Source organism: Rhodanobacter glycinis (genome assembly GCF_900114325.1).
In the GTDB taxonomy this organism is placed as follows: Bacteria; Pseudomonadota; Gammaproteobacteria; order Xanthomonadales; family Rhodanobacteraceae; genus Rhodanobacter_A; species Rhodanobacter_A glycinis.
Window position 1 is genome coordinate 80,195 of record NZ_FOSR01000003.1, and the last position, 26,529, is coordinate 106,723.

The 26,529-nt window shown below is 66.3% G+C and carries 20 protein-coding genes; 14 read left to right on the forward strand and 6 right to left on the reverse strand.

Annotated elements, in window-relative coordinates:
• Positions 1-39 precede the first annotated feature (39 nt).
• From BMY90_RS04340 to BMY90_RS04360, 5 genes are all read right to left on the reverse strand, one after another.
• On the reverse strand, positions 40-1,608 hold the full coding sequence (locus BMY90_RS04340; RefSeq protein ID WP_245734893.1) for a serine hydrolase: 1,569 nt from the start codon (positions 1,606-1,608) through the stop codon (positions 40-42).
• Positions 1,609-1,744: 136 nt separating this feature from the next.
• Positions 1,745-2,986, reverse strand: coding sequence for a dipeptidase (locus tag BMY90_RS04345; RefSeq protein ID WP_092701966.1), 1,242 nt, complete (start codon positions 2,984-2,986; stop codon positions 1,745-1,747).
• Positions 2,983-4,272: a diaminopimelate decarboxylase gene (lysA, locus tag BMY90_RS04350; protein WP_092701968.1), complete on the reverse strand. Its 1,290-nt coding sequence runs from the start codon at positions 4,270-4,272 to the stop codon at positions 2,983-2,985. Before lysA ends, BMY90_RS04345 begins: the two co-directional genes overlap by 4 nt.
• Positions 4,273-4,338: 66 nt before the next feature.
• Positions 4,339-7,374, reverse strand: a complete 3,036-nt coding sequence (locus tag BMY90_RS04355) for a TonB-dependent receptor (protein WP_092701970.1) — start codon at positions 7,372-7,374, stop codon at positions 4,339-4,341.
• A gap of 55 nt (positions 7,375-7,429) precedes the next feature.
• Positions 7,430-8,932 (reverse strand): transglutaminase-like domain-containing protein, encoded by a 1,503-nt coding sequence (locus tag BMY90_RS04360; protein WP_092702316.1) that lies wholly within the window; start codon positions 8,930-8,932, stop codon positions 7,430-7,432.
• Between the two features lie 196 nt (positions 8,933-9,128).
• Here BMY90_RS04360 and BMY90_RS04365 point away from each other — a divergent pair, with 196 nt between their 5' ends.
• From BMY90_RS04365 to BMY90_RS04395, 7 genes are all read left to right on the forward strand, one after another.
• Positions 9,129-10,283 carry a DUF819 family protein gene (locus BMY90_RS04365; protein WP_092701972.1) on the forward strand — a complete coding sequence of 385 codons (1,155 nt, stop codon included), beginning with the start codon at positions 9,129-9,131 and terminating at the stop codon, positions 10,281-10,283.
• A gap of 10 nt (positions 10,284-10,293) precedes the next feature.
• Complete coding sequence (locus BMY90_RS04370) at positions 10,294-11,700, forward strand: C40 family peptidase (RefSeq protein WP_092701974.1); 1,407 nt, start codon at positions 10,294-10,296, stop codon at positions 11,698-11,700.
• 55 nt (positions 11,701-11,755) lie between these two features.
• The gene (locus tag BMY90_RS04375; RefSeq protein ID WP_008211204.1) at positions 11,756-12,856 is read left to right on the forward strand and encodes a dipeptide epimerase; all 1,101 of its coding nucleotides are present in this window, start codon (positions 11,756-11,758) and stop codon (positions 12,854-12,856) included.
• An 18-nt stretch (positions 12,857-12,874) separates the two neighbouring features.
• The gene (locus tag BMY90_RS04380) at positions 12,875-13,732 is read left to right on the forward strand and encodes a MurR/RpiR family transcriptional regulator (protein WP_008211202.1); all 858 of its coding nucleotides are present in this window, start codon (positions 12,875-12,877) and stop codon (positions 13,730-13,732) included.
• 174 nt (positions 13,733-13,906) lie between these two features.
• A complete protein-coding gene (locus BMY90_RS04385; RefSeq protein WP_008211200.1) occupies positions 13,907-14,674 on the forward strand; it encodes a L,D-transpeptidase family protein in 768 nt (255 codons plus the stop codon).
• A complete protein-coding gene (locus BMY90_RS04390) occupies positions 14,671-15,945 on the forward strand; it encodes a dicarboxylate/amino acid:cation symporter (RefSeq protein WP_092701976.1) in 1,275 nt (424 codons plus the stop codon). The genes BMY90_RS04385 and BMY90_RS04390 overlap by 4 nt, the downstream gene beginning before the upstream one ends.
• 151 nt (positions 15,946-16,096) lie before the next feature.
• Entirely contained in the window at positions 16,097-17,233 is a 1,137-nt protein-coding gene (locus BMY90_RS04395; protein WP_092701978.1) for an NAD(P)/FAD-dependent oxidoreductase, read from the forward strand.
• A gap of 12 nt (positions 17,234-17,245) precedes the next feature.
• Here BMY90_RS04395 and BMY90_RS04400 read toward each other — a convergent pair whose 3' ends face one another.
• Positions 17,246-18,472, reverse strand: coding sequence for a glycoside hydrolase family 27 protein (locus BMY90_RS04400; protein ID WP_092702318.1), 1,227 nt, complete (start codon positions 18,470-18,472; stop codon positions 17,246-17,248).
• 143 nt (positions 18,473-18,615) lie between these two features.
• On the opposite strand from BMY90_RS04400, the gene BMY90_RS04405 reads away from it, so the two are divergent.
• The 7 genes from BMY90_RS04405 (at position 18,616) to BMY90_RS04435 (ending at position 26,482) form a co-directional block, all read left to right on the forward strand.
• Positions 18,616-20,484 carry a glycoside hydrolase family 2 protein gene (locus tag BMY90_RS04405; protein WP_217638548.1) on the forward strand — a complete coding sequence of 623 codons (1,869 nt, stop codon included), beginning with the start codon at positions 18,616-18,618 and terminating at the stop codon, positions 20,482-20,484.
• Positions 20,485-20,641: 157 nt separating this feature from the next.
• Positions 20,642-21,499 carry an SGNH/GDSL hydrolase family protein gene (locus BMY90_RS04410; protein WP_092701982.1) on the forward strand — a complete coding sequence of 286 codons (858 nt, stop codon included), beginning with the start codon at positions 20,642-20,644 and terminating at the stop codon, positions 21,497-21,499.
• A 163-nt stretch (positions 21,500-21,662) separates the two neighbouring features.
• A complete protein-coding gene (locus BMY90_RS04415; RefSeq protein WP_092701984.1) occupies positions 21,663-23,006 on the forward strand; it encodes an Hsp70 family protein in 1,344 nt (447 codons plus the stop codon).
• A 273-nt stretch (positions 23,007-23,279) separates the two neighbouring features.
• Positions 23,280-23,879 carry an anthranilate synthase component II gene (locus tag BMY90_RS04420; protein ID WP_092702320.1) on the forward strand — a complete coding sequence of 200 codons (600 nt, stop codon included), beginning with the start codon at positions 23,280-23,282 and terminating at the stop codon, positions 23,877-23,879.
• Positions 23,876-24,928 (forward strand): anthranilate phosphoribosyltransferase, encoded by a 1,053-nt coding sequence (gene trpD, locus BMY90_RS04425; protein ID WP_008216812.1) that lies wholly within the window; start codon positions 23,876-23,878, stop codon positions 24,926-24,928. The genes BMY90_RS04420 and trpD overlap by 4 nt, the downstream gene beginning before the upstream one ends.
• A gap of 52 nt (positions 24,929-24,980) precedes the next feature.
• Complete coding sequence (gene trpC, locus BMY90_RS04430) at positions 24,981-25,775, forward strand: indole-3-glycerol phosphate synthase TrpC (RefSeq protein WP_008216815.1); 795 nt, start codon at positions 24,981-24,983, stop codon at positions 25,773-25,775.
• A 5-nt stretch (positions 25,776-25,780) separates the two neighbouring features.
• Entirely contained in the window at positions 25,781-26,482 is a 702-nt protein-coding gene (locus BMY90_RS04435) for an HAD family hydrolase (protein WP_092701986.1), read from the forward strand.
• Positions 26,483-26,529 lie beyond the last annotated feature (47 nt).

Consider the following 26,529-nt stretch of genomic DNA (forward strand, 5'->3'; position numbering starts at 1 on the left):
CTTCGCGCACAGGGTGCGCTCCTACGGGAAGTCGGTGTTTCATGGGCAGTCCCCCGTGCGGGTGAAGTGCAGGTCTTCGTAGTCGGAGCTGAAATCGCCCAGCGGATCGACCTTGGCCATGCTCAGCGTAGCGGGATGGCCGTCTTGCGCCGGATGGAAATCCAGCCATGCGTCGGGCGCCACGCTGCGGTCGGTCCAGCGCACCAGGTCGCGGTTGCCCAGTTGCATGAGGTCGCCGTTGAGCCGGGGCGATTTGGCGACGGCGAAGTGCACGCGGCCATGGTTCGGACACAGCAGCATCTCGCCGAGCCAGGGATCGCGGTAGCGACCGGTCCATGCCGCCAGGGCGACTGGCGCGACCGGCCTGGCGGCGGAGGTGTCGGGAGCGGCGGCACGGGTTGTTGCCTGTTTGTCCGCGCGCGCCAGCGCATCGGCGTACCAGGCGACGCCGCGCGCGTCGCCCGGTGCGGTGAAGTGCTTGAGCAGCACTTCGCCCAGCACGGTGCGTGCGCTTTCGGCCTCGCCGTTGATCAGGAACACGAAGCCGCTTTGCCGGTCGGGCAACAGCATCAGTTCGGAATACATGCCGGCCAGCGTGCCGGTGTGCCATACCGTCCAGTGGCCATCGACATCGGCCATGCGCCAGCCGAAACCGTAGGCCATGATGTGGGAGTGATCCCATTCGCGACGTTGCGTGGAGACCGGAATCAGCATGTGCGGCGCCTGCAGGATGCGGCGTTGCTTCGCCGACAGCCACTGCAACTGCGCCGGCGTGGGAGCCAGCCAGTTGCGTGCCCAGCTGAGCATGTCGTCGAGGTCGCAGCGGATGCCACCGGCCGGCGCGGAGGTGATCGCCGGGATCACCGGGCCATCCTCGCGCATCGGGATGTTGCGCGTGCCATCGCGGTAGTGCGGCTCGGCCACGTCGCCGACCGCGTCGCGGTTCCACCGGCCGACCTGGCAACGGTCGAGGCCGAGCGGCTGGAACACCTCGCGATGCATCAGTGTTTCGTAGGGCGTGCCACCCGCGGCGGCGGCCACTTCGCCGGCCACCACGTAAAGCAGGTTGTCGTACTGGTACTTCGAGCGGAAGCTGTAGCCAGGCTTGATGTAGCGCAGCCCATGGATGATGTCGGCGCGGGTGAAGGCATTCGGCTGGGGCCACAGCATCAGGTCGCCGCCGCCCTCGGGCAGGCCGCTGGAGTGGGTGAGCAGGTCGGCCACGCGCATGTTCTTCGTGACCCACGGGTCGTGCATGCGGAAGTCCGGCAGGTACTTCGTCACCGGGTCGTTCCAGTGCAGCTTGCCCTGGTCGACCAGCCGGCCGAGCAAGGCCGTGGTCATCGCCTTGCTGTTGGACGCGATCTTGAACAGCGTGCGCGGGGTGATCTTGTGGCCCGAGCCGGCGATGGTCTCGCCGCGCGTGCCGATGTAGACCACCTGGCCGTGCTCGATCACGCCCAGCGCGATGCCGGGCAGGTGGTAGCGCGCCACCACGGCGTCGAGGATGGGGTCGTAGGTGGCGGTGCGGTCTTGCTGAGCGGCCTGTGCTGGAAGGACCAGCCCGAGCAAGAGGCAGGGAAACGCCAAGGCACGGAACAGCCTCACCGTCACCCCAGCGAAAGCTGGGGCCCAGTGCCTTGTGGTTTCGATCGGGCGACGAAGGCGCTGGATCCCAGCTTTCGCTGGGATGACGAGCATGTTGGTCTCCAGCAGGTGATTGATGTCGGGCGTGCCCAGGCGCTCAGCGTTGTGCATCGCGTTCCACCTCGCCCCACACGCGCAGCAGGTTGCCGCCCCAGATTTTCGCGATGTCGGCATCGCTGAAGCCGGCGTGGCGCAGCGCCATCGTGACGTTGCGGGTTTCGCTGGCGTCCTTCCATCCGGTGATGCCGCCGCCGCCATCGAAGTCCGAGGCGATGCCCACGTGGTCGATCCCGGCCACCTGCACCATGTGCCGGATCTGCTTCACGTAGTCGTCCAGGGTGGGCAACGGGTATGTCTTCTCGATCTCGGCCATGCCTCGGGCCATCGCTGGCAGGTAGTCGTCCTTGTCGCTGTCGTATTCGGCGTCGCCATGGGCCTTGGCCACGGCGTCCTGCAGCTTCTTTTCGGCGGCCTCGCGACCGGGGTCGTGCTTGAGGAATTCCTTGTATGCCACCGCCTGGATCACGCCACCCTTGGCGGCGATCGCGCGCAGCAGGTCGTCGGGCAGGTTGCGCGGGTGGTCGAGCACGGCGCGCGCACCGGAGTGCGAGGCGATGATCGGTGCCTTCGAATAGGCCAGCGCGTCGCGTACGCAGCGATCGGAGGCGTGCGAGATATCGACCATCATGCCGAGCTGGTTGGCGCGTGCCACCACCTGGCGACCGAACGCGCTCATGCCCTTGTCGCCCGCGCTGTTCATGGCCGGCTCGCCGTACTTCGTGTCCGGCAACGAACTGGTGCACAGATCGTTGTCGCCCACGTGGACCAGTCCCACGTAGCGCGCGCCCCGGTCGTAGGCGGCATCCAGGCGATGGATGTCGTGGCCGAGCGAATAGCTGTTCTCGATGCCGATCATGGCCGAGAGCAGGCCGGCGCGGCGGTTGGCCATGGCCTGCGCGGGCGTGGTGGCGAGGCGGATGCGGTCGGGATAGCGCATCAGCATGCGTTCGATGCCTTCGTACTTTTTCTCGGCCTGGCGCACGGCCTTGGCGTAGCCCGCGGGCGTGAGCGGCCCCTGTGGCACCCAGATCACGAAGAACGCGGCATTGAGCCCGCCGCGTTCCATCTTGCCCAGGTCGACCAGCAATCGGGTGTCCTTGCCGACATCGAAGCGTGGCTCGCGCATGTAGGTGAACGGGATGTCGACGTGGGTGTCGATGGTGATCGGTGGATCGGCGAGCCGGGCCGTTTGCGTGGCGCCGGCGGCGGGCTGGCCAAAGGCGAGCAGGCCCGATGCCAGCGCGCCAAGCATGAGCGTGTGCGGTGAAAAATGTTTCATGCCGTCTCCCAATGCCGGGCCGATGGTTCGCCGGCGGTCATTTCCTCGAAATGCTGGCGCCTGCGAACCACGGCGTAGCGGCCGCGATCGAGCAGCGCCTCGGCGGCCAGGGGCCGCGAGTTGTAGGTGGAGGCCATCGAGGCACCATAGGCGCCGGTGGTGCGGATCATCAACAGGTCGCCGGCGGCACAGGCGGGCAGGCGGCGGTCGCGGGCGAAGGTGTCGCCGGTTTCGCAGACCGGCCCGACCACGTCGTAGACGGTTTCCGGTCGGGCCTCGTTCGCGACCGGCACGATATCGTGCCAGGCGTCGTACAGGCTCGGGCGCGCCAGGTCGTTCATGGCCGCGTCCAGCACCAGGAAGTCGCGCGCTTCGCCGTGCTTGATGCGTATCACGCGGGTCAGCAATACGCCGGCTTCGGCCACCAGATAGCGGCCAGGTTCGAGCAGCAGATCCCCGTCGAAGCCGGCCAGCGCCTCGCGGATGGTCGCCGCATAGTCTTCCGCCGCGATCGGCGTGTCGTCCTCGCGATAGCGCACGCCGAGGCCGCCGCCGACATCGATGCTGGCAATGGGATGACCGGCCTCGCGCAGCTCGTGCCAGAACGCGGCCACGCGCTGCAGGGCGAGACGGAACGGTTCCAGCGAAAGGATCTGCGAGCCGATGTGCACGTGCAGGCCGTCCAGTCGCACGTGCCGCAGTTGTTCGCGCGCGGCGAACCAGTGACGTGCCTCGTCGATGCTTACGCCGAACTTGTTCTCCGACTTGCCAGTGGCGATCTTGGCGTGGGTGAGCGCGTCCACGTCCGGGTTGATGCGCACCGCGGCGCGTGCGGTGGTGTGTTGCGTCGAGGCCAGTCGTTCGATGGCATGCAGTTCGTCCAGCGATTCCACGTTGAAGCGCCGGATGCCCACGTCGAGTGCGCCGGCGATCTCGTCCTCGCTCTTGCCCACGCCGGAGAACACGATGCGCTCGGGCGGGATGCCCGCCTGCAATGCGCGGCGCAGTTCGCCGGCGGAGACGATGTCCGCACCCAGTCCCGCCGCGGCCATCAGTTCGAGGATGGCGCGATTGCCGTTGGCCTTGACGGCGTAGCAGATCGTCGCGTCGAGGCCATGCAGCGCCTGCTGCAGCGCGTTGATGCGTTGGCGGATCGCGCTGGCGGAGTAGGCGTGGAGCGGCGTGCCGAGCCGGCCGGCGAGCGCGGCGAGATCGACGCCGTCGAACTGCGCCGAGGACCTGGCGTCCATGCCGGTGGCAGTCTGCTGGATGGACAGCGTGCTCATGGGCTTGCTCGTGGAATCAAAAAAAGGCGACCCGCAAGCTGTGCGGGTCGCCACGCGGGGAGGCCGTCAGAAATCGAGGGCTACGGCGAGCTGCACGTAACGCGGAGGCTGGAAGATGAACGGTTGCAGGAAGGTGCTGTTGGTGGAGTTGGAGATGCTGGTTTGCAGGTCCTGGTCCACCTGCACCGTACGCTGCTGGTTGAACAGGTTGAACGCCGTCAGCTTCACGCGCAGGGTGCCGCCGTCGAACGGACGCAGGTAGGTGATGTTGGCGTCGACGGTATAGGTCCACGGCAGGCGCCCGTAGTTGCCGCGTTTCACCTCGTGGTAGACGCGGTCTTCGGAGGGGTATTGCACCGGGTTGCCGTCCGCGTCGAACTGCCCGGGAATGGAACCGCACTTGTCCACGCAGATGAAGTAGCTGTGATAGTTGGTGGCGTCATAGGGATTGCCCACGCCGTAGCTGGTGATCGGCCCACCCGAGTTGAGCTCGAGGTTGGCGCCGACCTGCCAGTGCTTGGCGAGCGCGTAGGTGCCGCGCACCTTCAGCTGGTGGCGGCGATCGTTGGGCAGGAAGCCGTTGCTGAGATTGACGTAGGGGTTGTCCCAGTTTTCGGTGCGGCCGGTATCGTCGAAGTCGGTATCGGAGTTGACCGGGCCTTCCGCGTTGCCACGGTTCCACGCGATCGTGTACGAGGCGTTCAGCGACCACTTCTCGTCCCATGCGCGGTCGAGCTGGAATTCGAAGGCGCCATAGGTGCGCTTGGGTTTCTTCCAGCCGCGCTGGCCCAGGTAGTTGCCGGCCGAGTCGTACATCGCCCAGCCGTACTTGGCGGTGTTGATGGTGACCCAGCCGTCCGGCGTGCCATCGCAGTTGGTGTCGCCCCACACCGTGACATTCTTGCCGGGGTTGGCCATCACCCAGCCCACGTAGCCATTGCCGCCGCATTGCGGGGTGGCGCTGATTTCCATGTCGTCGATCGCGTTGTGCATGCGCCGGTAGATGCCACGCACGCCCCACGACCACTTCGCGCTCAGCAGTTGCTGGAAGCCGAGAATGGCTTCGTCCTGGTAGACCGGATCCATGTGGCGGTCGACCTCGGAGCGCAGGTCGCCGACGGTGCCATTGCCCTGCGATTCGTCCACGTTGCCGATTTGCGGCCCGAGCCTGGGCACCACGTACGACACGCCGTTGAGGGTCTGGGTTTCCCAGCCATCGAAACCGTAGTAGGTGCGCCGGTCGAGCAGTCCACCAGCCTGCTTGATGTTGATCACGTTGGCCACCGGCAGGTAGTAACGGCCGAGATTGCCGAAGATCTTCATCGTGGCGTCGCCCTTCACGTCCCACGAGAAACCCAGGCGCGGCGCGATCTGCTTGTCGATCTTGATGTAGCTCTGGCCGTTGGCGGCCTCGTTGTCGAAGCTGTCGTTGCGAATGCCGGCGTTGAGCACCAGGTTCGGCGTGATCGACCAGTTGTCTTCCAGGTACACCGCCGAGTTGATGGTGGGGAAGGTGCCGGCGATCACGTACTGGCGGGCGCGGACGTAGGCGTTGTAGCCGGGTGGCACCACGCCGCCATTGTCGATGGTGCTGCCGGGCGTGGTGGCGTAGACGTTGTAGTAGTAGCCGCCCGGACCGGCGTAGTGCCGCGCGTAGTCGGAGACGTCCTTCTCGTGGTCGTAGCCGAAACGCAGCAGGTGGTTGCCCAGCGTCCATTCGAAGTCGGCACGGTACTGGGTGCGCTTGTCGGTGCGTGCATACACGGTGGAGCTGTTGGTGCAGCCCAGTGCCGCACCCGGCGGATACTGGTTCAGCACCGCGCTGGTGGCAGCCACGACGTTGCATTGCTCGTCGAGTTGCGACTCGGTGTTGGACTGGCGCTGGTTCTTGCCGTACATCAACTTCATCGAGAAGTCGTTGGTGAGGTAACTGCTCCAGGTCAGCGCCCAGTTGCGGCCACCGGTCCGGTTGTTGACCACGTTGGTGCGCGCGCCTTCCGTATCGGTGGCGTAGTCGTAGCCGTAGACGCTGTCGACGTCGTGGTCCTTGTCGGAGAAGGCCATCAGCGACAGCGTGTTCCTGTCGGTGATGTTCCAGTCGACGGTGGCGCCCCAGAAGCCGTTGTCGCCGTTGTGCTCGTTCATGATCTCACCGAGGTCATCGGTGTTGCGCGGGGAGTTGCCGCGCTGCTCGTACATCGCGAAGAAGAACAGCTTGTCCTTCACGATCGGGCCGGACGCCCAGACATTGGTCTTGATCAGCGACTGCCGATCGCGGCTGGAGGTGATGTAGCGGTTGCCGTCGGCGTCGTAGCGGTTCAGTGCCACCGAATGCCAGTTGCCCGGCTCCATGGTGATGGTGGTGCCGAACTTGAATTCGTTGGTACCCGTGCGGGCCACCGCGTTGACCACGCCGCCGGTGGTGCGGCCGAACTCCACCGAGTAGCCGCCGGTCTTGACCTGGAATTCCTGGTAGAAATCGAACGGCGCTTCCGAGAAGCCGTTGCGGTTGTAGAAGTCGGTGACGTTGAGGCCGTTGACGTAGAACGCGTTTTCGGCGATCGACGAGCCGCCGAAGGAGATGCCGCCGATGCCGGCATTGCCCTTGACCACGCCGGGCGCCAGCATCGCCACCGAAGCCACGTTCTGCTCCACCGGCAGGCGCTGGAGCTGGGCGTGGGAAATGTTGGTGGCCGATTCGGTGGAGGTGACGTCGATGATCGGCAGCGTGCTGCTGACCACGTTCACCGCGGCCAGCTCGGTCGCTGCGGTCTTGATGCCCACATCCACGGTGGTGGTGTTGCCCAGGCTCACGGTGACGTTTTGCGGCTCGCCCAGGGCATGTCCCGCGCTGCTGGCGGTGAGCACGTAGCGGCCGACGGGCAGGAACGGAAAGCGGTAGTTGCCGTGGCTGTCCGCGACAATGGTTCGGGTCAGCCCGGTGGAGGGGCTGGTGATGGTCAACGTGGCGGCGGCCTGGGTCCGCCCGACCACCGCACCATCGGTATTGCCGGCCCGTGCCGGGGTCATCGCCAGCGACGACAGGCCGAGGCCCAGCGCCGCGCACAACACGGTCCTGCGAAAGTATCGGCTGCTGCTCATATTCCCCATCTCCCCATCGACGCCGTCGATGCCATATATGAAAAGCGGTGGTGGTTTAGTGGTGCGCGTTTCCCTGCGCCGATGCGGCAGGCCCGGACACCGGCGTCCAGTTGAAGCCGTAGTGCCACTGGTCGTAGTAGAGGTTTCCCCCGCTCCACTCGACCTCGCCGCGCTGCGAATCCACGGTGTCGGAACGGAAGTCGTGCTTGGCCGGCACGAAGTCCCGGCCGAAGTCGCTGTTGAAGGCGACGCGCCAGGCATCCAGTCCACCGAGGTAGAACCATTCCAGTGCGGCATCGCCCGGTTTCGGGTGAGCGCCCGGATACAAGCGTCCGAAGGTCACGTCCATCGGAATCCAGCCGTAGGGCGCCAGGTAGAGCTGGCCCCAGTCGTGGATGTCGTCGTAGCCGCCCGGCGCGAAGATCGCGCCGGACTGCCAGCGTGCGGGAATCCCGTTCATCCGCAGCAAGGTGATCAGCAGCATGGTCTGCTGGCCGCAATCGGCGTGGCCGGCGTGCAGCGCGTAATCGCTGAGGTTGCCGATGGTGGAGTACTCGCGCGCACCGGCCCAGGGAATGTCGTCCACCGCGGCGAACAGCTTCTGCGCGATGCGGTACGGGTTCTTTTCGTTGCCGACCACCTGTCGCGAGAACAGCTGCATCTGCTCGGTGAACACGACATGCGGCGGACGTTCGGCCACGTAGGGCGCCAGTTCCGGCGTGATCTTCGCCGGCACCACCTTGTCCGGGTCGATGACGTGGTACTGCGCGGACAGGGTCAGCTCGTAGGTGACCGAGAAACGGGTGGGCTTGCCGGCTTGTGCGGTTTTCTCGAAATAGGCCGTGCGCTGCGGGGCGCTGGCTGGCGCGAGTTCGTGCTTCGCCGGCACGCTGGCGATGAAGCGGATGTCGTCCTGCTGGCCGGGCAGCGGTTTCGGATAGGGAATCCATGCGCGCACGACCTGACCGGCCGGCACCGCGTCGGCATCCACCGTCAGCGTCTGGGTAATGCGCACGCGATGCGCTTCCACGCTGCTGCGATGGCTGGCCAGCGCGGCCTGGCGCACGGACCGGTGATAGTCGCCCAGCGTTCCGTACGGATCGTCATTGAACGGTGCGGGATGGGCCCGACGCGCGGCGGCCTCGGCGCTGAGCCGGTACAGGTTGGCGGCGTCGCGCTTGAAGTAACGGAGATGGCCGTCGATCACCATGTGCTCGAACAGGCCGTGGGCGTCCCAGCGCTGGAACTCGTCCTCGCGCAGGTCGGGAATCTGTTCGCGGATGCGCGCCTTCAGCGTGGTCGCGTCGAGCGAAAAATCCATGCCGATGCGGCGCATGCGCTCGCGCTGGAACAGCAGTGCCCGGCGGGTGGCGGCGTCCAGCCCGGGTTGGGCTAGCGCGGCATCGATGTTGGCGGTCGCGGTCTGGAACTGGCCGGCGTCGATGCTGGCGGCGATCCGGTGGGTCGTGTCCGCTGTCGTCGCTGGCGCCGCGCCCGCGACCACGCAGGTGGCGGCGAGCCACGAGCCGGCAAGCAGCAGACGCAGCCCGTGTTGCATCATGATGATCGGAAGTGGTGCGGTTCTCACCGTGGAACACCCCGCTAAGTTTTCCCCGAGGTGGCTGTGTAGCATGCTTGCAATCGATGGTCAATAATTTATGCTTCAAACTGTTATTTGTTGAATTAAGTATTCCAGTTCGAAGTAGACTGGCTGCGCCTGCACGTCCGGCAGCAGTCCATGGCAAGGGGAAACGATGATCCACACGGTCTGGCCCTATCTCGCGGTGATGCTGCTGGTCGCTGGCCTGTTCCCGGCGGTCGAGCGTTACTCCGGCTGGCGCGTGTTCAATGTGCTGCCGCCGATCGTGCTGACCTATCTGGTGGTCACGGCGCTCTCGGTGTCGGGGCTGTGGCAGGTGAATGCCGAGATCCATGCTGCGCAAGCGACGGTGATCGGGCGCGCCATCCCGGCGCTGTTGTTCCTGCTGATGATCAATTGCGATTTGCGTGCGATCTTCGCCCTGGGTCCACGCGTGCTGGCGGTATTTGCCTGCACTTCGGCATGCCTGTTCGCGGCGTTCATGGGGGCCTTCCTGATCTATCGCCAATGGCTGCCAGCGGGCAATGGCTGGATGCCGCTGGCTGCACTGTCCGGCAGCTGGATGGGCGGCAGCGCCAACATGGTGGCGGTGAAGCAGGCCATCGGCATGCCCGATTCGATGCTGGCTTTCTCGCTGCTCACCGACGCACTGGGTTATTCGACCTGGGTGGTGGTGCTGTTCTCGATCGGGCCGCTGGCAACCGCGTTCAACCGCTGGACGCGGGCAAAATCCAGCGGTGACCTGGTCGTGGCTGAGCGACCGGCGATCGGACCGATCCGATATGACAACGTGCTGCTGTGGCTGGGCGCGGCGCTGGCGGTAGGTGCGCTCTCGGTATGGCTGGGCGGCAAGCTGCCCACGTCAAACATGGTGTCGGCGACGACTTGGGCGATCCTGCTGGCCACCGTGGCGGGGCTGCTGGTGGCGCACACGCCGGTGGCGCGCTTCCCGGGCGCGGGGGCGATTTCCAGCGCGCTGCTGATCGTGGTGGTGGCGGTGCTGGCCTCGCAGAGCAATTTCCAGGGTATCGCGCAGGCGCCGCTGTACATCGCCTGCGGGTTCACCGTGATTGCCATCCACGCCACGCTGCTGGTGCTGCTGGCGCGGCTGTTCCATTTCGACCTGTATTTGTGTGGCATCTCTTCGCTGGCGTGCATCGGCGGGGTGGCGGCCACGCCGGTGCTGGCCGCCAGCTATTCGAAGTCGCTGGTGCCGGTGGGCGTCCTGCTGGCCTTGCTCGGCTATATCCTCGGAACCGGTTTTGGCCTGGTGGTGGCCAGCCTGATGTCGCACGCGGCGGCGATGTAGGAGTGAAGCGATGAAACGTTCGATGTTCGCGGCTTTGGCGTTGGCCTTCGTGTTCGCCCATGCACCGTTGCAGGCGCGCGATGCAGCCGGCACGTTGCCGATACCGCCGAGCGGCGTGCTCGGCGTGGGCGAGGCGCAGCTCACCCCGACGTTCTGGATCGGCCTGCAGGCCACGCCTGACCAGCCCATCCTCACCCGCGCGCAGATCGATGCGCAGAACGCGAAACTGCTGAAGCTCGATCCGTCGATGCACGACCTCGCCGCATTGCCCGCGTCGGTGTCGCGGGCGCAGGTGACCGGCTGGATCGAGCACCGTTCGAAACGACCCACGCACACGCTTTTCGACGTGCATGGCCAGCCGGTGCCCAAGGCCACGCTGGATAGCCTGATGAGCGAGCTGGCACTGGGCGCGATCCCTGCGCAACAGCCGGTGCGCTATGGCCTGGTGGTGCATCGTGCCGCGTTGCGCAGCTTTCCGACCATGCTGCGTGTGTTCAGTCGGCAGGGCGATACCGACATCGACCGTTTCCAGGAAAGCGCCGAATTTCCCGGTACGCCGGTGGCCATCGTGCACACCAGCGGGGATGGCCGGTGGCTGTTCGTGATCAGCCCGCGCTACGCGGCATGGATGGAAAAGAAGTACGTGGCCGAAGCACCGAAGAACGTGGTGCTCGGTTACGCCGCGAAAACGCCGTACCGGGTGGTCACCGGCGCCAGTGTGCGCACGGTATTCACCCCCGAGCAGCCGGCGGTGTCGCAATTGCAGCTGGACATGGCCACGCGCGTGCCGCTGCTGACCACGCTGCCGCCCGACCAGCCGGTGAACGGCCAGACCCCGTACACCTCGTACACGCTGCAATTGCCGATGCGCAAGGACGACGGCAGTCTCGCGCTGGTGCCCGCGTTGTTGCAGAAGAACACCGACACCGCCGGCGACTACCTGCCGCTGACGCCACGCAACCTGATCACCCAGGCGTTCAAGTTCCTTGGCGAGCGCTACGGTTGGGGCCATGCCTACGACGGTCGCGACTGCTCGGGCTTCGTCTCCGACGTCTATCGCAGCATGGGCGTGCAGATGCCGCGCAACACCAGTGACCAGGGCGTGAGCCCGGCGCTGGCGCATCGCCTGTTCACTGCCGCCGACAGCCACGAGGTGCGGTTGAAGGCGGCGATGCAGCTCCGGCTCGGCGACCTGGTCTACATCCCCGGCCACGTGATGATGGTGCTGGGCCAGTGGCAGGGCCAGCCGTGGGTGATCCACGACGTGCTGGGCATGAGCTACCTCAAGCCCGACGGTTCCACTGCGCACGTCAAGCTCAACGCGGTGTCGGTCACGCCGTTGTTGCCGATGCTGTACGGCAAGGACGGCACCACCTTCATCGACCACATGACCAGCATCGTGCGCATGCGTCGCTGATCGCCGGCGACAGACGGTCGACGAATTTCCATCGAACTCACGGACACGGCTCTCCATGAAAATTACCGACATTCAATTCGGCATGCTGCGGGTTCCGCTGAAGACGCCGTTCAAGACGGCGCTGCGGACCGTCAACCAGGTCGAGGACATCGTGGTCATGGTGCATACCGACACCGGCCACATCGGTTATGGCGAAGCCCCGGCCACGGCGGTGATCACGGGCGATACCCATGGCTCCATCATCGACGCGATCCGCCATTACATTTCGCCACGGCTGATCGGCCAGGACGTGGCCGACCTCAATCGGCTTGCCGGCCTGGTGCAGTCCTCGATGGAGAAAAACACCAGCGCCAAGGCGGCCGTGGAAATCGCGCTGTACGACTTGTGGGGCCAGTTGTACAAGGCGCCGCTGTACAAGTTGCTCGGTGGCGGCGATCCGGTGATCACCACCGACATCACCATCAGCGTGGACTACATCGACAAGATGGTGGCCGACTCCATCAGTGCCGTGGAACGCGGTTTCGAATCGCTGAAGATCAAGGTGGGCAAGGACATCGGCGTGGACATCGAGCGGGTCAAGGCGATCTATGCCGCGGTGGAAGGCCGCGCGTTGCTGCGGCTGGACGCCAACCAGGGCTGGACCGCGAAGCAGGCGGTATATGCGCTGCAGACGCTGGAGGATGCCGGCATCAAGCTGGAGCTGGTCGAGCAGCCGGTGAAGGCGCGTGACCTGGCCGGCATGCGCTACGTCACCGAGCGCGTGCACACGCCGGTAATGGCCGACGAAAGCGTGTTCGGGCCGATGGAGGTGATCGAGTTGATCCGGCTGCGCGCGGCCGACATCATCAACATCAAGCTGATGAAGACCGGGGGCATTTCCAATGCCATCCGGATTGCCGACATCGCGGCCATGCATGGCATCGAATGCATGATCGGCTGCATGCTGGAAACCAGCATCAGCGTGGCCGCCGCGGTGCACGTGGCGGTGGCCAAGGCCGACGTGATCACCAAGGTCGACCTGGACGGCCCCTCGCTGTGCCAGTTCAATCCGGTGGACGGTGGGGTAATCTTCAACGAATCCGAGATCTCGGTGACGGATGCACCGGGTCTGGGCATCCGCGAGATCCGTGGGCTGGAAACCGATATCGCCGCCTGAGCAGGAACCCGATCCGACATGTCGCCCCTCGTCAAGATCCGCTCCGAACGCGACCAGATGTCGGCGGTGGAACGTCGCATCGCGGATTTCATCCTGGACAACGCCCAGTTGTTGCGCGACTACTCTTCGCAGCAATTGGCCAACGCGCTGGGCATCAGCCAGTCCAGCGTGGTCAAGTTCACCCAGAAGCTCGGTTTCAAGGGCTATCCCGACCTGAAGTATTCGGTAGGCGAGGCGATTGCCCGCGCCGACAATGGCGGCGTTGAACAAGCCACGGCGCATGCCGGCGGCGAAACGGACGATTCGTCGGCCGGTGGCCTGTGGCGGCGCAAGTCCGAGGCGGAGGAGGCCACCCGGCTGATCAACACGTCGCAGACGCTCGCCGCCGTGGCCGGGGCGATCGGTACGGCCGGACGCAGCGGCAAGGTGTTCATCATCGGCCTGGGCGACGACGACATCTACGCGCGCGGCTTCGCGCTGAAACTGTCGTTGCTGGGCATCCTCACCGTGCACAACTTCGATACCGCGCGGATGACCGCCAACGTTTCCGCGGCCAGTGCCGGCGACGTGCTGCTGGTGTTTTCCGAACACGGCAACCACCCGGCGCTGTGCAAGATCAGCCGTTATTTCCGCGAGCGCCGTGGCCAGGTGATCAGCGTGACCCGGCATACCGCCAACCCGCTGCGCACGCTGGCGGACATTGCCTTGCTGGTGTCCGCGCACGACGAGCAGCCGTACATCCAGCCGCTGCTCTATCAATCCGCGTTGCAGCACCTGCTGGATGGCATCTTCGTGCGTCTGTGCGAAAGCGACGATTCGCGCCATGCGCAACTGGTGGCGAACCTGGATCGCATCCAGCAGATGCTGGAGCCGTGATGGTCGTCCGGACGTCCATCCGTGCTGCGATTTTTAACCCCCCTCCCGTCGGGAGAGGGGTTGGGGTGAGGGTGCGGTGTCGCCGTGACACCCGTCTCCGCCCGAACCCTCACCCGCCTGCCGGCACCCTCTTCCGAAGGGAGAGGAATTCCTTCGTTGGAGGATTCCACATCCATGCGTAACCGTCTCGTCACACTGCTGATCGCCGGGCTCGCGCTGTCCGGCAACGTCGTCGCCGGCGATGCCCCCGCCGCCTGGTCCGATGCTCGCCAGATGGTGCTGGTCACCGTCCCCGGCTGGAATGCGATGCAGGGCACGCTGCGAACTTACGAGCGTAGTGATGGCGGTGCGTGGCACGAAGCAGGCAAGGCCCGGCCGGTGGTGATCGGCCACAGCGGCGCGGCCTGGGGCATCGGTCTCAGTCCGGCGCAGCACGACGGCCCACAGAAGCGCGAAGGCGACGGCCGCAGCCCGGCCGGCGTGTTCCGCATTGGCACCACGTTCGGTTACGCCGCCCATGCGGACACGACGATGCCCTACCTCGCGCTCACCGCCACCGACTACTGCATGGACGTCAGCGGCTCGCCGTTGTACAACCACATCGCTGACACCGCCAAGGTAGGCGCGGCGGCGTTGAAGGGCTCCAGCGAACCGATGCGGCGCGATCTGCATTTCCAGGGCGATCAGCGCTACCGGCTCGGCTTCGTGATCGAGCACAACCCGAACGGTGTGCCGCAGGGTGGCAGTTGCATCTTCGGCCATCTGTGGAAAACGCCGGATACCGGCACCACCGGCTGCACCGCGATGAACCCCGCCACCATGCGCCGTTTGCTGGCGTGGCTGAAGCCGCAGGCGCATCCGATTTTCGTGCTGTTGCCGCAGAACGAATACGCACGCCTGCGTCATGGCTGGCAGTTGCCGTCCACGCAGGGTGGCCGATGAGCGCCACCACGCGCGTACTGTCGGGTCTCGCGGCCGGCGCACTGGTGGGTCTGGCGCTTGCGGCGTGGGCGCCGGCATGGGCGGCGCACGCCGCGGATGTCGCGCAGCCGATCGGCCACCTGTGGTTGAACGCCTTGCAGATGACGGTGGTGCCGCTGGTGCTGGCGCTGGTGGTGGTGGGCGTGAATACCGCCAGCGACGCGGCGGCTTCCGGACGCATCGCGCGGCGCACGCTGGTCACCATCATCGTGCTGCTGGCCGGTGGTGCGGCAGTGGCGGCACTGGTCGCGCCGCCGCTGTTTGCATTGTTTCCGCACAACCCCGAATTGGGTGCGGTGCTGGCTGGCCACGCGGCGCAGGCGCCGTCCGGGGCCGTGCCCGGTTGGTCCCACTGGTTCGAGGACATCGTGCCGAGCAATGCCCTGATGGCCGCGGCGCAGAGCGCGATGTTGCCGCTGGTGGTGTTCGCGTTGTTTCTGGGGTTTGCACTGACCCGGTTGCAGGCCTCGCGGCGTGCCTTGCTGGTGGAATTCTTCCAGGCAGTGGCGGACGCGATGATCGTGATCGTGCGCTGGGTGCTGTGGCTGGCGCCGCTGGGCGTGTTCGCGCTGATCCTGGCGGTGTGCGCGCGTGCCGGCGTGGGCATGGTGCGCGCGTTGGGCGTGTACGTGTTGACCGAGATCCTGCTCTACCTGCTGGTGACCGCGTTGATGCTGCCGGTGGCGGTGCTGTGGGGCGGCGAGCGCTTGCGCCGATTCGTCGTCGCGCTGGCGCCGGCGCAGGCGGTGGCGGCCAGCACGCAATCGTCGCTGGCGTCGTTGCCGGCGATGCTGGAAAGCGCGGAAGAGCGGCTCGGTTATCCACCGCAGGTGAATGCGCTGGTGTTGCCGATGGCGGTGTCGCTGTGTCGCCTCACCAGCCCGGTGCAATACGTGGCCTCGGCCTGCTTCATCGCCTGGGCCAGCGGCATCGACCTCAGCGCGGCGCAACTGATTGCCGGCGCGGCGCTGGCCGTGGTGATCAGCCTGGGCTCGGTCGGCCTGCCCGGGCAGGTCACCTTCATGGCCACCAACCTGCCGGTGGCGCAAGCCATGGGCGTGCCGCTGGGGCCGCTGGGCCTGATGCTTGCCGTCGACACGCTGCCGGATGTCTTCGCCACGCTGGGCAACGTCACCGCCGACCTCACCGTGAACAGCGTGGTGGTGCGGCAGTCGCGCCGCGATGCGGCCGGGCCGCCTCCCGGCATGCAGCAAGAGGCCGGAACGGAGTGACCCGGCCTCGACCCGAACCGCAGGATTTACCTTGAACTGCTCCCGCAGGAAAACTCGAATAACTCCGTCATTCCAGCGAAAGCTGGAATGACGCATCAATGGAATTATTCGGGTTTCCCTGCAGGAGGGAACGTCTGGACGGAATGCCGATATGCATGAGAACACATTCGACGCCATCGTCATCGGCGCCGGCATGGCCGGTGCCTCGGTGGCCTGGTTTCTGGCGCCGCACGCGCGCGTGCTGGTGCTGGAGCGCGAGGCGTGGCCGGGCGTGCATTCCACCGGCCGCTCGGCGGCCTTGTTCAGCGAAACCTATGGCTCTGCCCAGGTGCGTGCGCTGACGCGTGCCACGCGTCCGTTTCTGGAACGCCCGCCGAGCGGCTTCGCCGCGCATCCCATCCTCACGCCGCGCGGCACCGTGGTGATCGGCTCGGCGGAGCAGGCCGACCAGGTGCGGGCGATGCACGATGCCAACGCGCCGTTTGTCAGCGACCTGCACCTGCTGGGTACCGACGCCTTGCTCGGCATGGTGCCGGTGCTGCGACCGGAAGCGGCATGCCTCGGCCTGTACGAGCCGGGCTCTGCCGACATCGACGTCAACGAGCTGCACCAGGGTTTCCTGCGCGGACTGCGCGAGCGCGGCGGGCAACTGCTGGCGAATGCCGACATCCGCACGATCGAGCGCGCGCAAGGGCACTGGGAGATCGATTGCGGTGAGTCGCGATTCCGCGCGCCGCTGCTGCTCGACGCGGCGGGGGCGTGGGCCGATGACGTGGCGCGCCTGGCCGGCGTCGCTCCGCTGGGACTGCAGCCGAAGCGACGCTCGGCCTTTCTGTTCGAACCGCCGGAAGGCATGGCCACGGCAAGCTGGCCGTTCGTGATGGCGGCCGACGAAAGCTGCTACTTCAAGCCCGATGCCGGCCTGTTGCTCGGCTCGCCCGCCAATGCCGATCCGGTGCCGCCACACGATGTGCAGCCGGAAGAGTTCGACATCGCGCTGGGCATTCATCGCATCGAGGAAATCACCACGATGACGATCCGCCGGCCGACCCGAAGCTGGGCCGGCCTGCGCTCCTTCGTGCCGGACGGCAACCTGGTGGGCGGTTTCGCGCCGGACGCGGAAGGCTTCTTCTGGGTCGCGGCGCAAGGTGGCTACGGCATCCAGACCAGTGCGGCGATGGCCGAGGCCTGCGCGCAACTGGTGCTGGGTCGTGCGTTGTCGGCGCATCTGCAGGACGCGGGCATTTCCGCCGCGCTGCTGGCGCCGCGCCAGGGCGCGACGCCATGAGTTGACCGTGTCTCAGCCGGGAGTCCCGGTGTCGGCTGGCGCTTTGCCGGCCCATACGCGGAACATGGCCACCGCGTGGGTGGGCACGTCGGCTTCGATGGCACCGGCGCTGGTCGAACTATGGTGTTGCCACAGGTCGCGCACGGTATAGCTTGAAGCCGACTTCAAGCCGATCGCCGTTGCGCTGGTGGCGATGTGCAGCGGACCGCTGCCGCGGTTGAGCAGGATCACCGCCACCGAACCGTCGGACATCGGCTTGGCCCAGACGTCGGCGTTGCCGTCGCGGTGCACGCGATAGCCCTGGCGACCACCCCAGTCCTGGTCCACCGCGATCACTTCGCGGTTGGTCAGGATCGCGCGCACGTCCTTCGACATCTTGCGCAGGTCATTGCCTGCGATCAGCGGCGCGTTGAGCAAGGCCCACAGGCTGAAGTGCGCACGGTTTTCGTCGTTGTTGAGGTAGCCGTTGCCCACTTCCAGCATGTCCGGGTCGTTCCACGCGCCTGGGCGGGAGGCGTGCGACAGCGCGGCCTGCTGGTCGAGGATGTCCAGGATGCCCTGGGGATAGCCGTTGGCCGGCTGGTCGGTATGCCAGCGCGGGGTGATGTCCTGGGTGGTGCGCCACGAGTTGCCGATGGCCTGCGCCCAGTTCCATGGCGACTGATTACCCCATTCGCACAGGCTGTAGACGATCGGGCGCCCGGTCGCGCGCAGCGCATCGCGCATGGCGGTGTAGCGTTGCGGATAGGTCTCGCCGCGGTAGTCGCCGCAGTTGTCGTATTTGAGGTAATCCACGCCCCAGCGTGCGAACTCCTTCGCGTCCTGCTTCTCGTGACCGAGGCTGCCGGGGTAACCGGCGCAGGTGATGGTGCCGGCCGACTCGTAGATGCCGAGTTTCAGCCCCTTGCGGTGCACGTAGTCGGCCACCGCCTTGATGCCCTGCGGGAACTTCGCCGGGTCCGCCACCAGCTCGCCGTGCGGCCCGCGCTGCTTGAGCAGCCAGCAGTCGTCGATGTTGACGTAACGGTAGCCGGCCGCCTTCATGCCGGAGCTGACCATGATGTCGGCAGTGGCCTCGATCAGCTTGGCGCTGACGTCGCAGTGGAACGTGTTCCAGCTGTTCCAGCCCATCGGCGGGGTGCGTGCAAGGCCGTTGTCGAGCGCATGTGCGGGCGTGTTGGCCAGCACGCAGAGCGCTGCGGCCAGAACCATCGATGGCAATTTTCGCCAGGCAATCATCAGGGGATTCTCCATGCGGCGGTGGCAGTGGTGGGGCAGGTCGACAGTTTGCAACCACCATGCTGGACATTTGTCGGACAATTGTCCACCCTCGGGCATGGCGGTGCCTTCGCCGCATCGACATGACCACGAGGAGAGGGCGGATGATCGGCAGTATCGGGATGCGGCGCATGGGCGCCAGCCTTGGGTTGGCCATGGCAATGGGTTTCGTCGTGCCGGCGATGGCGGCACCGGATCAAGTGGCCACCTGGTCCGGCAAGATGGCCCCACTGGCTACGCCGTGGACGGCCGAAGTGTCGCCTCGCAATGCCTTGCCCGATTATCCGCGCCCGCAACTGGCTCGCCCCTCGCTGGCGCACCCGCAGTGGCTGAACCTCAACGGCTTGTGGCAGTACGCGGCGACTGATGGCAAGGCCGCGCCACCGTTCGGCAAGACCCTGGCGGGGAAGGTGCTGGTGCCGTATCCGATCGAGTCGGTGTTGTCGGGTGTGCAGAAGCATGCGGACTTCATGTTCTACCGCCGGCTGGTGACGATTCCCGCCGGCTTCACCGCGCATGGCCAGCACGTGCGCCTGAATTTCGGCGCGGTGGACCGCGAGGCCACGGTCTACGTCAACGGCAAGCAGGTGGCGCACCATGTCGGCGGCTACACCTCGTTCAGCGCGGACATCACGCCCGAGCTGCGCGCGCACGGCCCACAGGAGATCGTCGTCGCCGTGCATGCGCCGGTGGACGGCGCCAACGTGATGATCGGCAAGCAGCGGCTGAAGCCGAGCGGCATCTTCTACACCGCTGCCTCGGGCATCTGGCAGACGGCATGGCTGGAACCGGTGCCGGCCACCAGTCTGGCGCAACTGACCTTCACTCCTGCGCGCAGCCTGGATGCGTTCACCGTGACCGCGCGCGTGCATGGCGACGAGCATGCGGCGATGCTGCACGTCACCGCTTACGCGGACGGCAAGGCGGTGGGCGAGGCCAGCGGACCGGCCAACCAGCCGCTGCACCTGGCCATCGCGCATCCGCACTTGTGGAGCCCGCACGATCCGTTCCTGTACACCTTCAAGGCCGCGCTCGACGCGGGCGGGCAGAGCGATCACGCGACCAGCTACGCCGGCCTGCGCAGCATCGCCATTGCCAAGGTGGGCGGCCGCAATCGCATCGTGCTGAATGGCAAGCCGACCTTCCTGCTGGCCACGCTGGACCAGGGCTATTGGCCCGACGGCATCTACACCGCGCCCACCGACGCGGCGCTGAAGTTCGATATCCAGAAGACCAGGGACCTGGGCTTCAACACCATTCGCAAGCACATCAAGGTGGAACCGGCGCGCTGGTATTACTGGGCCGACCGCATCGGCCTGATGGTGTGGCAGGACATGCCGGCGTTGCCCACCGGCAGCAACGACAAGCTCAGTGCCGCGGACAAGGCCAACTTCCGCGCCCAGGTCACCGCGATCGTCGATCAGCTCAAGGGCGAGACCTCGATCATCGGCTGGATTCCGTTCAACGAAGGCTGGGGCCAGTGGAGCATCCCGGCTGCCGCGGAGCTGGCGGCGCAGATCAAGCAACTCGATCCCTCGCGCCTGGTCGATGCACGCAGCGGCGCCAACTGCTGTGACATGAAGGGCGACCCGCATGCCGGCGACGTGTATGACGTGCACGATTACCAGGGGCCCGGCCTGCCCAGCCCGGATGCGCAGCGCGCCGCCATCGATGGCGAACACGGCGGCCTGACCCTGGGCATTCCCGGTCACGTCTGGCCGAACACGCCGATCAATCCCTACGGCGCGGTGAAGGATCGCGCCGCACTGAACGCGGGCTACGTCGCCAACACCAAGGTGTTGCTCGACAAGGGCGTGCCCAAGGGCATGTCCGGCAGCGTCTACACCCAGATCACCGATGTCGAGGGCGAGCACAACGGCCTGTACACCTACGACCGCAAGGTGGAAAAAGTGGACGAGGCGAAGGTACGCGCGATCAACCAGGCGGTGATCCGCGCCGGCGCACAGCCGTAGCCGGCAGCAGCGCTTGTGCCGCAGGGCCGCTTCGCGGGAGCGCTGGACGCTGCATCACCACGTGAGCGATACCTGCCGTGCAACGTGTGGTCTTGTCGGCCACCAGCCTGCAAGCGCGGAGGGCTTCGGTTTCCCATCATCTGATCGAGGTGCGTCGATGAAAAAACTTCTGTTGCCATGCCTGTCCGTGTTGCTTGCTGGCATCGCGGCACCCGCGCTGGCCGCCGGGCCGACCCACGGTGCGACCTACGTCGCCATGGGCAGTTCGTTCGCGTCCGGGCCCGGCGTGGCGACGCGCGTGCCGGGCAGTCCGCCAGGTTGCGCGCGCTCGACGGCCGACTACGCGCATGTGCTGGCGCGCAAGCGCGGTTTGCACTTGGTGGACATGACCTGCGCCGGCGCGACGACCGCGGACATCCTGGACAGGTCGCAGGCCGGGCAGCCACCCGAAATCGATGCGGTGGATGCCGATACGCGCCTGGTCACGATCACCATAGGCGGCAACGATCTCGCCTACATCGGCAATCTGTGGGCCGAATCGTGCCTGCGTCGCCCCGACGCAGTGCCCGCTGCCTGGCATCCACAGGACTGCAAGGTGGTGCCCGAGGATCAGGTGCAGGCGGCGTCGCGCCGCTTGCCGATGCAGTTCCATCGCATCATCGCGCAGATCCGTGCGCGTGCGCCCCATGCCGAGATCGTGCTGGCCGATTACACCAACATTCTTCCGTCCCATGGCTCCTGCCCGCAGCGTTTGCCGTTGTCGCCGGAACAGATCGCGGCCGGGCGCCGCGTGGCCGCGCAACTGGCGCGAATCACCGCCGAGGCGGCGAAGGCCGATCACGTGAAGCTGGTCGCGGCTTCGGCCGTGACCATGGCTCATGACGTGTGTGCTGCCGATCCGTGGGTGTCCGGTTTCCGGTTTCCGCCGAACCCCCGCGTGTTCGCGCCGGTTCCCTATCACCCGACGGGCCAGGCCATGGCGGCTATCGCCGCAGCTGTCGATCGCGCGCTGTAGCGCGATCACGTGGGGGCATCATCCGGCGGCCGACCCGGAGCGGCCGTCTGTCTGGTTGTCCGTCATCGCCGCGGGCACGCGCCGTCATGCGTCTGCGCGAGTCACCGGGATTACCCGATGCTGCCATAATGGCCGGCTTGCCCTTGCATCACGGTGGCATCGCATGCGCATCGGAATCGATTTCGGAACCAGTTATTCGGCGGCGGCTGCGTTGGTGGGTGGACGGCTGGAGCTGATCCGCTTCGGCGACGCCAGGCAGTTCCGCACGGCGGTCTTCTTCCCGGAACAGATCCCCAACCCCGAGGATTTTCAGCTCACCCCGGCACTGGCCGCGCAGGTGGAGTCGATCGTGCGTGCCTCGCGGCAGCAGCGTGCGCAGGCCACGGAAACGCAACTGCGGCGCGATGCGATCCGCGTGGTGCGGCGCCAGTGGATGGAGGAGCAGACGCGCAGCGCATCGACGGTGATCGATCGCTTCCAGCAGGCGCTGTTCGGCGAGGAGGCCGTCGAGGCCTATCTGGATGAAGGCGCCGGCCATCTGATCGAATCGCCGAAGTCGATGCTCGGCTACCGGCTCGATGCGCCGGTACGCAAGATCATCGTCAACATCGCCGCGCACATCCTTGAACACATGCGATTGGCCGCCACGCGCCAGCTTGGCGTGTCGGTGCGTGGCGTGGTGATCGGCCGGCCGGTGGAGTTCCGCAGCTCGATGGGTGCAGCCGGTGGCGAGCAGGCGCTGGAGCTGCTGCGCGAGGCGGCCGGCATGGCCGGCTTCGACGACGTCTCGTTCCTGGAGGAGCCGGCAGCCGCGGCGATGCACTACCACCTGCAACTGGCCGAGCGGCAGCGCACGCTGATCGTCGACATCGGCGGCGGCACCACCGACCTGGCCTGGGCCGAGCTGGGCGGTGGCGAGGCGCCGCACATCCATCGCAGCTGGGGCCTGACCAAGGGCGGCACCGATCTCGATATCGGCCTGAACCTGCACAGCTTCATGCCGCATTTCGGCAAGGGTGAGGCACCGATACCGGCCCACCATTTCGTGGAAGCGGCCAGCGTACACATCCTGCCCAAACAGCGCGAGTTCCGGCAGCAGAATTACCGGCTGGTCGACGAACCGTTCGGCTCGCGCCTGCGCGCACTGCAGGAACTCGGCGCCACCACGCGGCTGAACCGGCTGGCCGAGCGGATCAAGATCGAACTGGGCGAAGCCGCGCAGAGCCGTGCATTGCTGGACTTCATCGAAAACGACCTGGCCGTGGACGTGGACCGCGACGACTTCCTGCGCGGCGCCGACGATTTCCTCAAGCGGCTGCAGCAGTTGCTGGCACAGGCGCGCGAGGACATGGGCGAAGCGCCGGGCGGCATCTTCCTGACCGGCGGCAGCTCGCGTTCGCCACACCTGCAGGCTTGTGTGCAGGCATGTTTCCCGGAGATTCCGCTGGTGTGCGGCGAGGCCTCGCTGGGCGTGGTGTCGGGGCTGGCCGTGGCCGCCGCTGGTTGAGTTCATTGGCAGGTTCCGTCGCCACGGCTCGGCGATGTCATCTTCGAAATCTGCGCAAATACAGATGGATGGCCAAATGGCAGGGGTGGGAGCCACGCCTGAACGCGCCGGATTCAGCTTGGTTCACGGGCGGCAATGCGTGAAAATGGCCTCTGCTGCGACAAAGGTGCATCGCCATATCCCTGCGCCCATGGGAAATGCGGGTATGGTGGCGCCAATGAGTCCGGCCCTTCAGCGGGCCGTGGCACCAAAAATCATGGGATGTATTCCGACATGCTGCTGATGATCGACAATTACGACAGCTTCACCTTCAACCTCGTGCAGTACCTGGGCGAGCTGGGGCAGGAGGTGAAGGTGGTGCGCAATGATGCGCTGGACGTGGCGGGCATCCGTGCGCTGAAGCCGGCGCACATCATGATTTCGCCCGGGCCGGGTACGCCGGACGACGCGGGCGTGTCGCTGGACCTGCTGCGCGAGTTGTCCGGCGAGATTCCGATCTTTGGCGTGTGCCTGGGGCATCAGGCGATCGGGCAGGCGTTCGGCGGCCGGGTGATTCGCGCCAAGCAGATCATGCACGGCAAGATTTCGCCGGTACGCCATCGCGGCGAGGGCGTGTTCGCCGGCTTGCCCGATCCGTTCGAGGCCACGCGTTACCACTCGCTGGTGGTGGAGCAGTCGTCGCTGCCGGACTGCCTGGAAGTGACGGCGTGGACCGAGAACGCGGATGGCTCCATCGACGAGATCATGGGCCTGCGCCACAAGACGTTGCCGGTCGAAGGCGTGCAATTCCATCCGGAATCGATCCTGACCCAGCGCGGTCACGACCTGCTGGCCAACTTCCTCGGCTTGCCGCGGCGGATGCTGGCGGCATGAGCGGGCGCGAGATCACCATCACCCCGCACGAGGCCTTGCAGCGCACGATCGAACATCGCGAGATCTTTCACGACGAAATGATCTCGCTGATGCGCCAGATCATGAGCGGGCAGGTGAGTCCGCTGATGACGGCGGCGATCATCACCGGCCTGCGCGTGAAGAAGGAAACCATCGGCGAGATCACCGGCGCGGCGCGGGTGATGCGCGAGCTGTCGGCGAAGGTGGATGCGCCGGCCAGCGGGCATTTCCTCGATATCGTGGGCACCGGCGGCGATGGCGCGTCGAGCTTCAACATTTCCACCGCCTCGATGTTCGTGGCGGCGGCGGCCGGGGCGAAGATCGCCAAGCATGGCGGCCGCAGCGTGTCGTCGAAGTCCGGCAGTGCCGACGTGCTGGAGGCGCTGGGCGCCTCGATCGAGCTCAAGCCGGCGCAGGTGGCTGCCTGCCTGGCCGAGACCGGTATCGGCTTCATGTTCGCGCCCAACCATCATCCGGCGATGAAGGTGGTGGCGCCGGTGCGCAAGGAAATGGGCGTGCGCACGCTGTTCAACATCCTCGGGCCGCTGACCAATCCGGCCGGTGCGCCGAACATCCTGATGGGCGTGTTCCATCCCGACCTAGTCGGCATCCAGGTGCGCGTACTGCAGCAACTGGGCGCACGTCATGCGCTGGTGGTGTGGGGGCGCGACGGCATGGACGAGATTTCGCTGGGTGCGGCCACCCTGGTCGGTGAGCTGCGCGACGGCGAAGTGCGTGAATACGAGGTGGAGCCGGAAGACTTCGGTCTGTCGATGGCCTCCAGTCGCAATCTGCGCGTGGACAACGTGGCGGAGTCGAAGGCGATGCTGTTGCAGGCACTGGATGGCGAGCCCGGCGTGCCGCATGACATCGTGTGCCTGAACGCCGGTGCGGCACTGTATGCGGCGAACGTGGCCGGCTCCATCGGCGAGGGCATTGAGCGCGCGCGGTCGACGATTGCCAGCGGCGCGGCACGTGCGAAAATGGAAGCCTTCGTGGCTGTCACGCGCCGATTGGCCAATGCCGGGTAAGATGGCGCCATTCCCCTTGTTGTTTCCCTTCCCCGACTGCCGGTGACCACGCATGGCCGACATTCTCAATCGTATTCTCGCGCGCAAGGTGGAGGAGATCGCCGAGCGCAGTGCCCAGTTGCCGCTGGAAGCGCTGGCGGCACGGGTCGAAGGCTTGCCGCCGACGCGTGGCTTCGCCGCCGCGCTGGAGGCGAAGATCGACCAGGGCCTGCCGGCGGTGATCGCCGAGGTCAAGAAAGCCAGTCCGAGCAAGGGCGTGATTCGCCCGGAGTTCGACCCGGCCGCGATTGCGAAGAGCTACGAAGCTGGTGGTGCGGCCTGCCTGTCGGTGCTGACCGACAAGGATTTCTTCCACGGCAGCGAGGAGTTCCTGCGTCAGGCGCGTGACGCGTGTTCGTTGCCAGTGCTGCGCAAGGATTTCGTGATCGATCCGTACCAGGTGTACGAGGCGCGTGCGATCGGTGCGGACTGCATCCTGCTGATCGTCGCCGCGCTGAGTGATGCCGCGCTGCTCGACCTGTCGATGCTGGCCGCCGAGCTGGACCTGGACGTGCTGTGCGAAGTGCACGATGTCGAGGAGCTGGAGCGTGCGTTGGCGCTGCCGGTGCCGCTGGTGGGCGTGAACAACCGCAACCTGCGCACCTTCGAGACGTCGCTGGAAACCTCGCTCGAGCTGCAGGAGCTGATGGAATACGACCGCATCATGGTCACCGAGTCCGGCATTCGTACCGCCGAGGACGTGGCCTTGCTGCGCGACGCCGGCATCAACGCGTTCCTGGTCGGCGAAGCGTTCATGCGCGCGGACAACCCGGGTCTCGAACTGCAGCGATTGTTCGCCACGACCTGACACGCATGGGAACAGGGGAATTCCAGGCAACGCCATCCACGGCGGACGGCGACGCGTCCGCGTCGCGCGTGGTGCTGTTCGATTTCGACGGCGTGCTGATCCACGGCGACTCCTTTTACCTGTTCATGCGCGACCGCTACGCACGGGCGTGGTGGCGCAAGGCGCTGGCCCTGCTGGCCTTGCCGTGGCTGCTGTTGTGCCTGCCATTCTCGCGCCGCCGGGCGATGCGCACATTGGTGCATATCGGCCTGTGCGGGGTGGGCGAGCAGCGTTATCGCGAGATCGCCACCCGGTTCGGCGCCGCGCTGGTGCGTCGTCCGCGCCAGTTCTGTCGCGATGGCCTGCAACAGTTGCGGCGTCATCAGGCCGCGGGTGATCGCGTGCTGGTGGTGACCGGCTGCGAGGAAACCCTCGCACGCAGCGTGCTTGCCGAGCTGGGCCTTGACGGTCTCGAAGTCGTCGCCTCGTCGCTGCAACCGGGGTGGTCGGGCATGCGGATGCAGCGCCACAACGTGGGGCGGCGCAAGCCGGAGGCGCTGGCGGCACTCGGCATCCGCGCCAGTGCGGTGGCCTACAGTGATTCGAGCCAGGACATCCCGATGTTGAAAATGACAGCCGATCCCGTGCTGGTGAATGCCGTGCCGGTGATCTGCAAGCGGGTCGAGAAGGCACTTGGGCGCAGCGTGCGCCGGGTCGAGTGGTACTGAGCCGGCGTGCTATGGCCGGGTGATCCATGCCGGCCGGGCTCCGCAGT

Coding starts and splice junctions, on each gene's coding strand:
- BMY90_RS04405 (WP_217638548.1), top strand. CDS start 18,616: ATGATCGGCAGTATCGGGATGCGGCGCATGGGCGCCAGCCTTGGGTTG.
- trpC (WP_008216815.1), top strand. CDS start 24,981: ATGGCCGACATTCTCAATCGTATTCTCGCGCGCAAGGTGGAGGAGATC.
- BMY90_RS04365 (WP_092701972.1), top strand. CDS start 9,129: ATGATCCACACGGTCTGGCCCTATCTCGCGGTGATGCTGCTGGTCGCT.
- BMY90_RS04420 (WP_092702320.1), top strand. CDS start 23,280: ATGCTGCTGATGATCGACAATTACGACAGCTTCACCTTCAACCTCGTG.
- BMY90_RS04385 (WP_008211200.1), top strand. CDS start 13,907: ATGCGTAACCGTCTCGTCACACTGCTGATCGCCGGGCTCGCGCTGTCC.
- BMY90_RS04415 (WP_092701984.1), top strand. CDS start 21,663: ATGCGCATCGGAATCGATTTCGGAACCAGTTATTCGGCGGCGGCTGCG.
- BMY90_RS04345 (WP_092701966.1), bottom strand. CDS start 2,986: ATGAAACATTTTTCACCGCACACGCTCATGCTTGGCGCGCTGGCATCG.
- BMY90_RS04395 (WP_092701978.1), top strand. CDS start 16,097: ATGCATGAGAACACATTCGACGCCATCGTCATCGGCGCCGGCATGGCC.
- BMY90_RS04370 (WP_092701974.1), top strand. CDS start 10,294: ATGAAACGTTCGATGTTCGCGGCTTTGGCGTTGGCCTTCGTGTTCGCC.
- BMY90_RS04380 (WP_008211202.1), top strand. CDS start 12,875: ATGTCGCCCCTCGTCAAGATCCGCTCCGAACGCGACCAGATGTCGGCG.
- BMY90_RS04375 (WP_008211204.1), top strand. CDS start 11,756: ATGAAAATTACCGACATTCAATTCGGCATGCTGCGGGTTCCGCTGAAG.
- BMY90_RS04360 (WP_092702316.1), bottom strand. CDS start 8,932: ATGCAACACGGGCTGCGTCTGCTGCTTGCCGGCTCGTGGCTCGCCGCC.
- BMY90_RS04355 (WP_092701970.1), bottom strand. CDS start 7,374: ATGAGCAGCAGCCGATACTTTCGCAGGACCGTGTTGTGCGCGGCGCTG.
- lysA (WP_092701968.1), bottom strand. CDS start 4,272: ATGAGCACGCTGTCCATCCAGCAGACTGCCACCGGCATGGACGCCAGG.
- BMY90_RS04390 (WP_092701976.1), top strand. CDS start 14,671: ATGAGCGCCACCACGCGCGTACTGTCGGGTCTCGCGGCCGGCGCACTG.
- BMY90_RS04435 (WP_092701986.1), top strand. CDS start 25,781: ATGGGAACAGGGGAATTCCAGGCAACGCCATCCACGGCGGACGGCGAC.
- BMY90_RS04410 (WP_092701982.1), top strand. CDS start 20,642: ATGAAAAAACTTCTGTTGCCATGCCTGTCCGTGTTGCTTGCTGGCATC.
- BMY90_RS04400 (WP_092702318.1), bottom strand. CDS start 18,472: ATGATTGCCTGGCGAAAATTGCCATCGATGGTTCTGGCCGCAGCGCTC.
- trpD (WP_008216812.1), top strand. CDS start 23,876: ATGAGCGGGCGCGAGATCACCATCACCCCGCACGAGGCCTTGCAGCGC.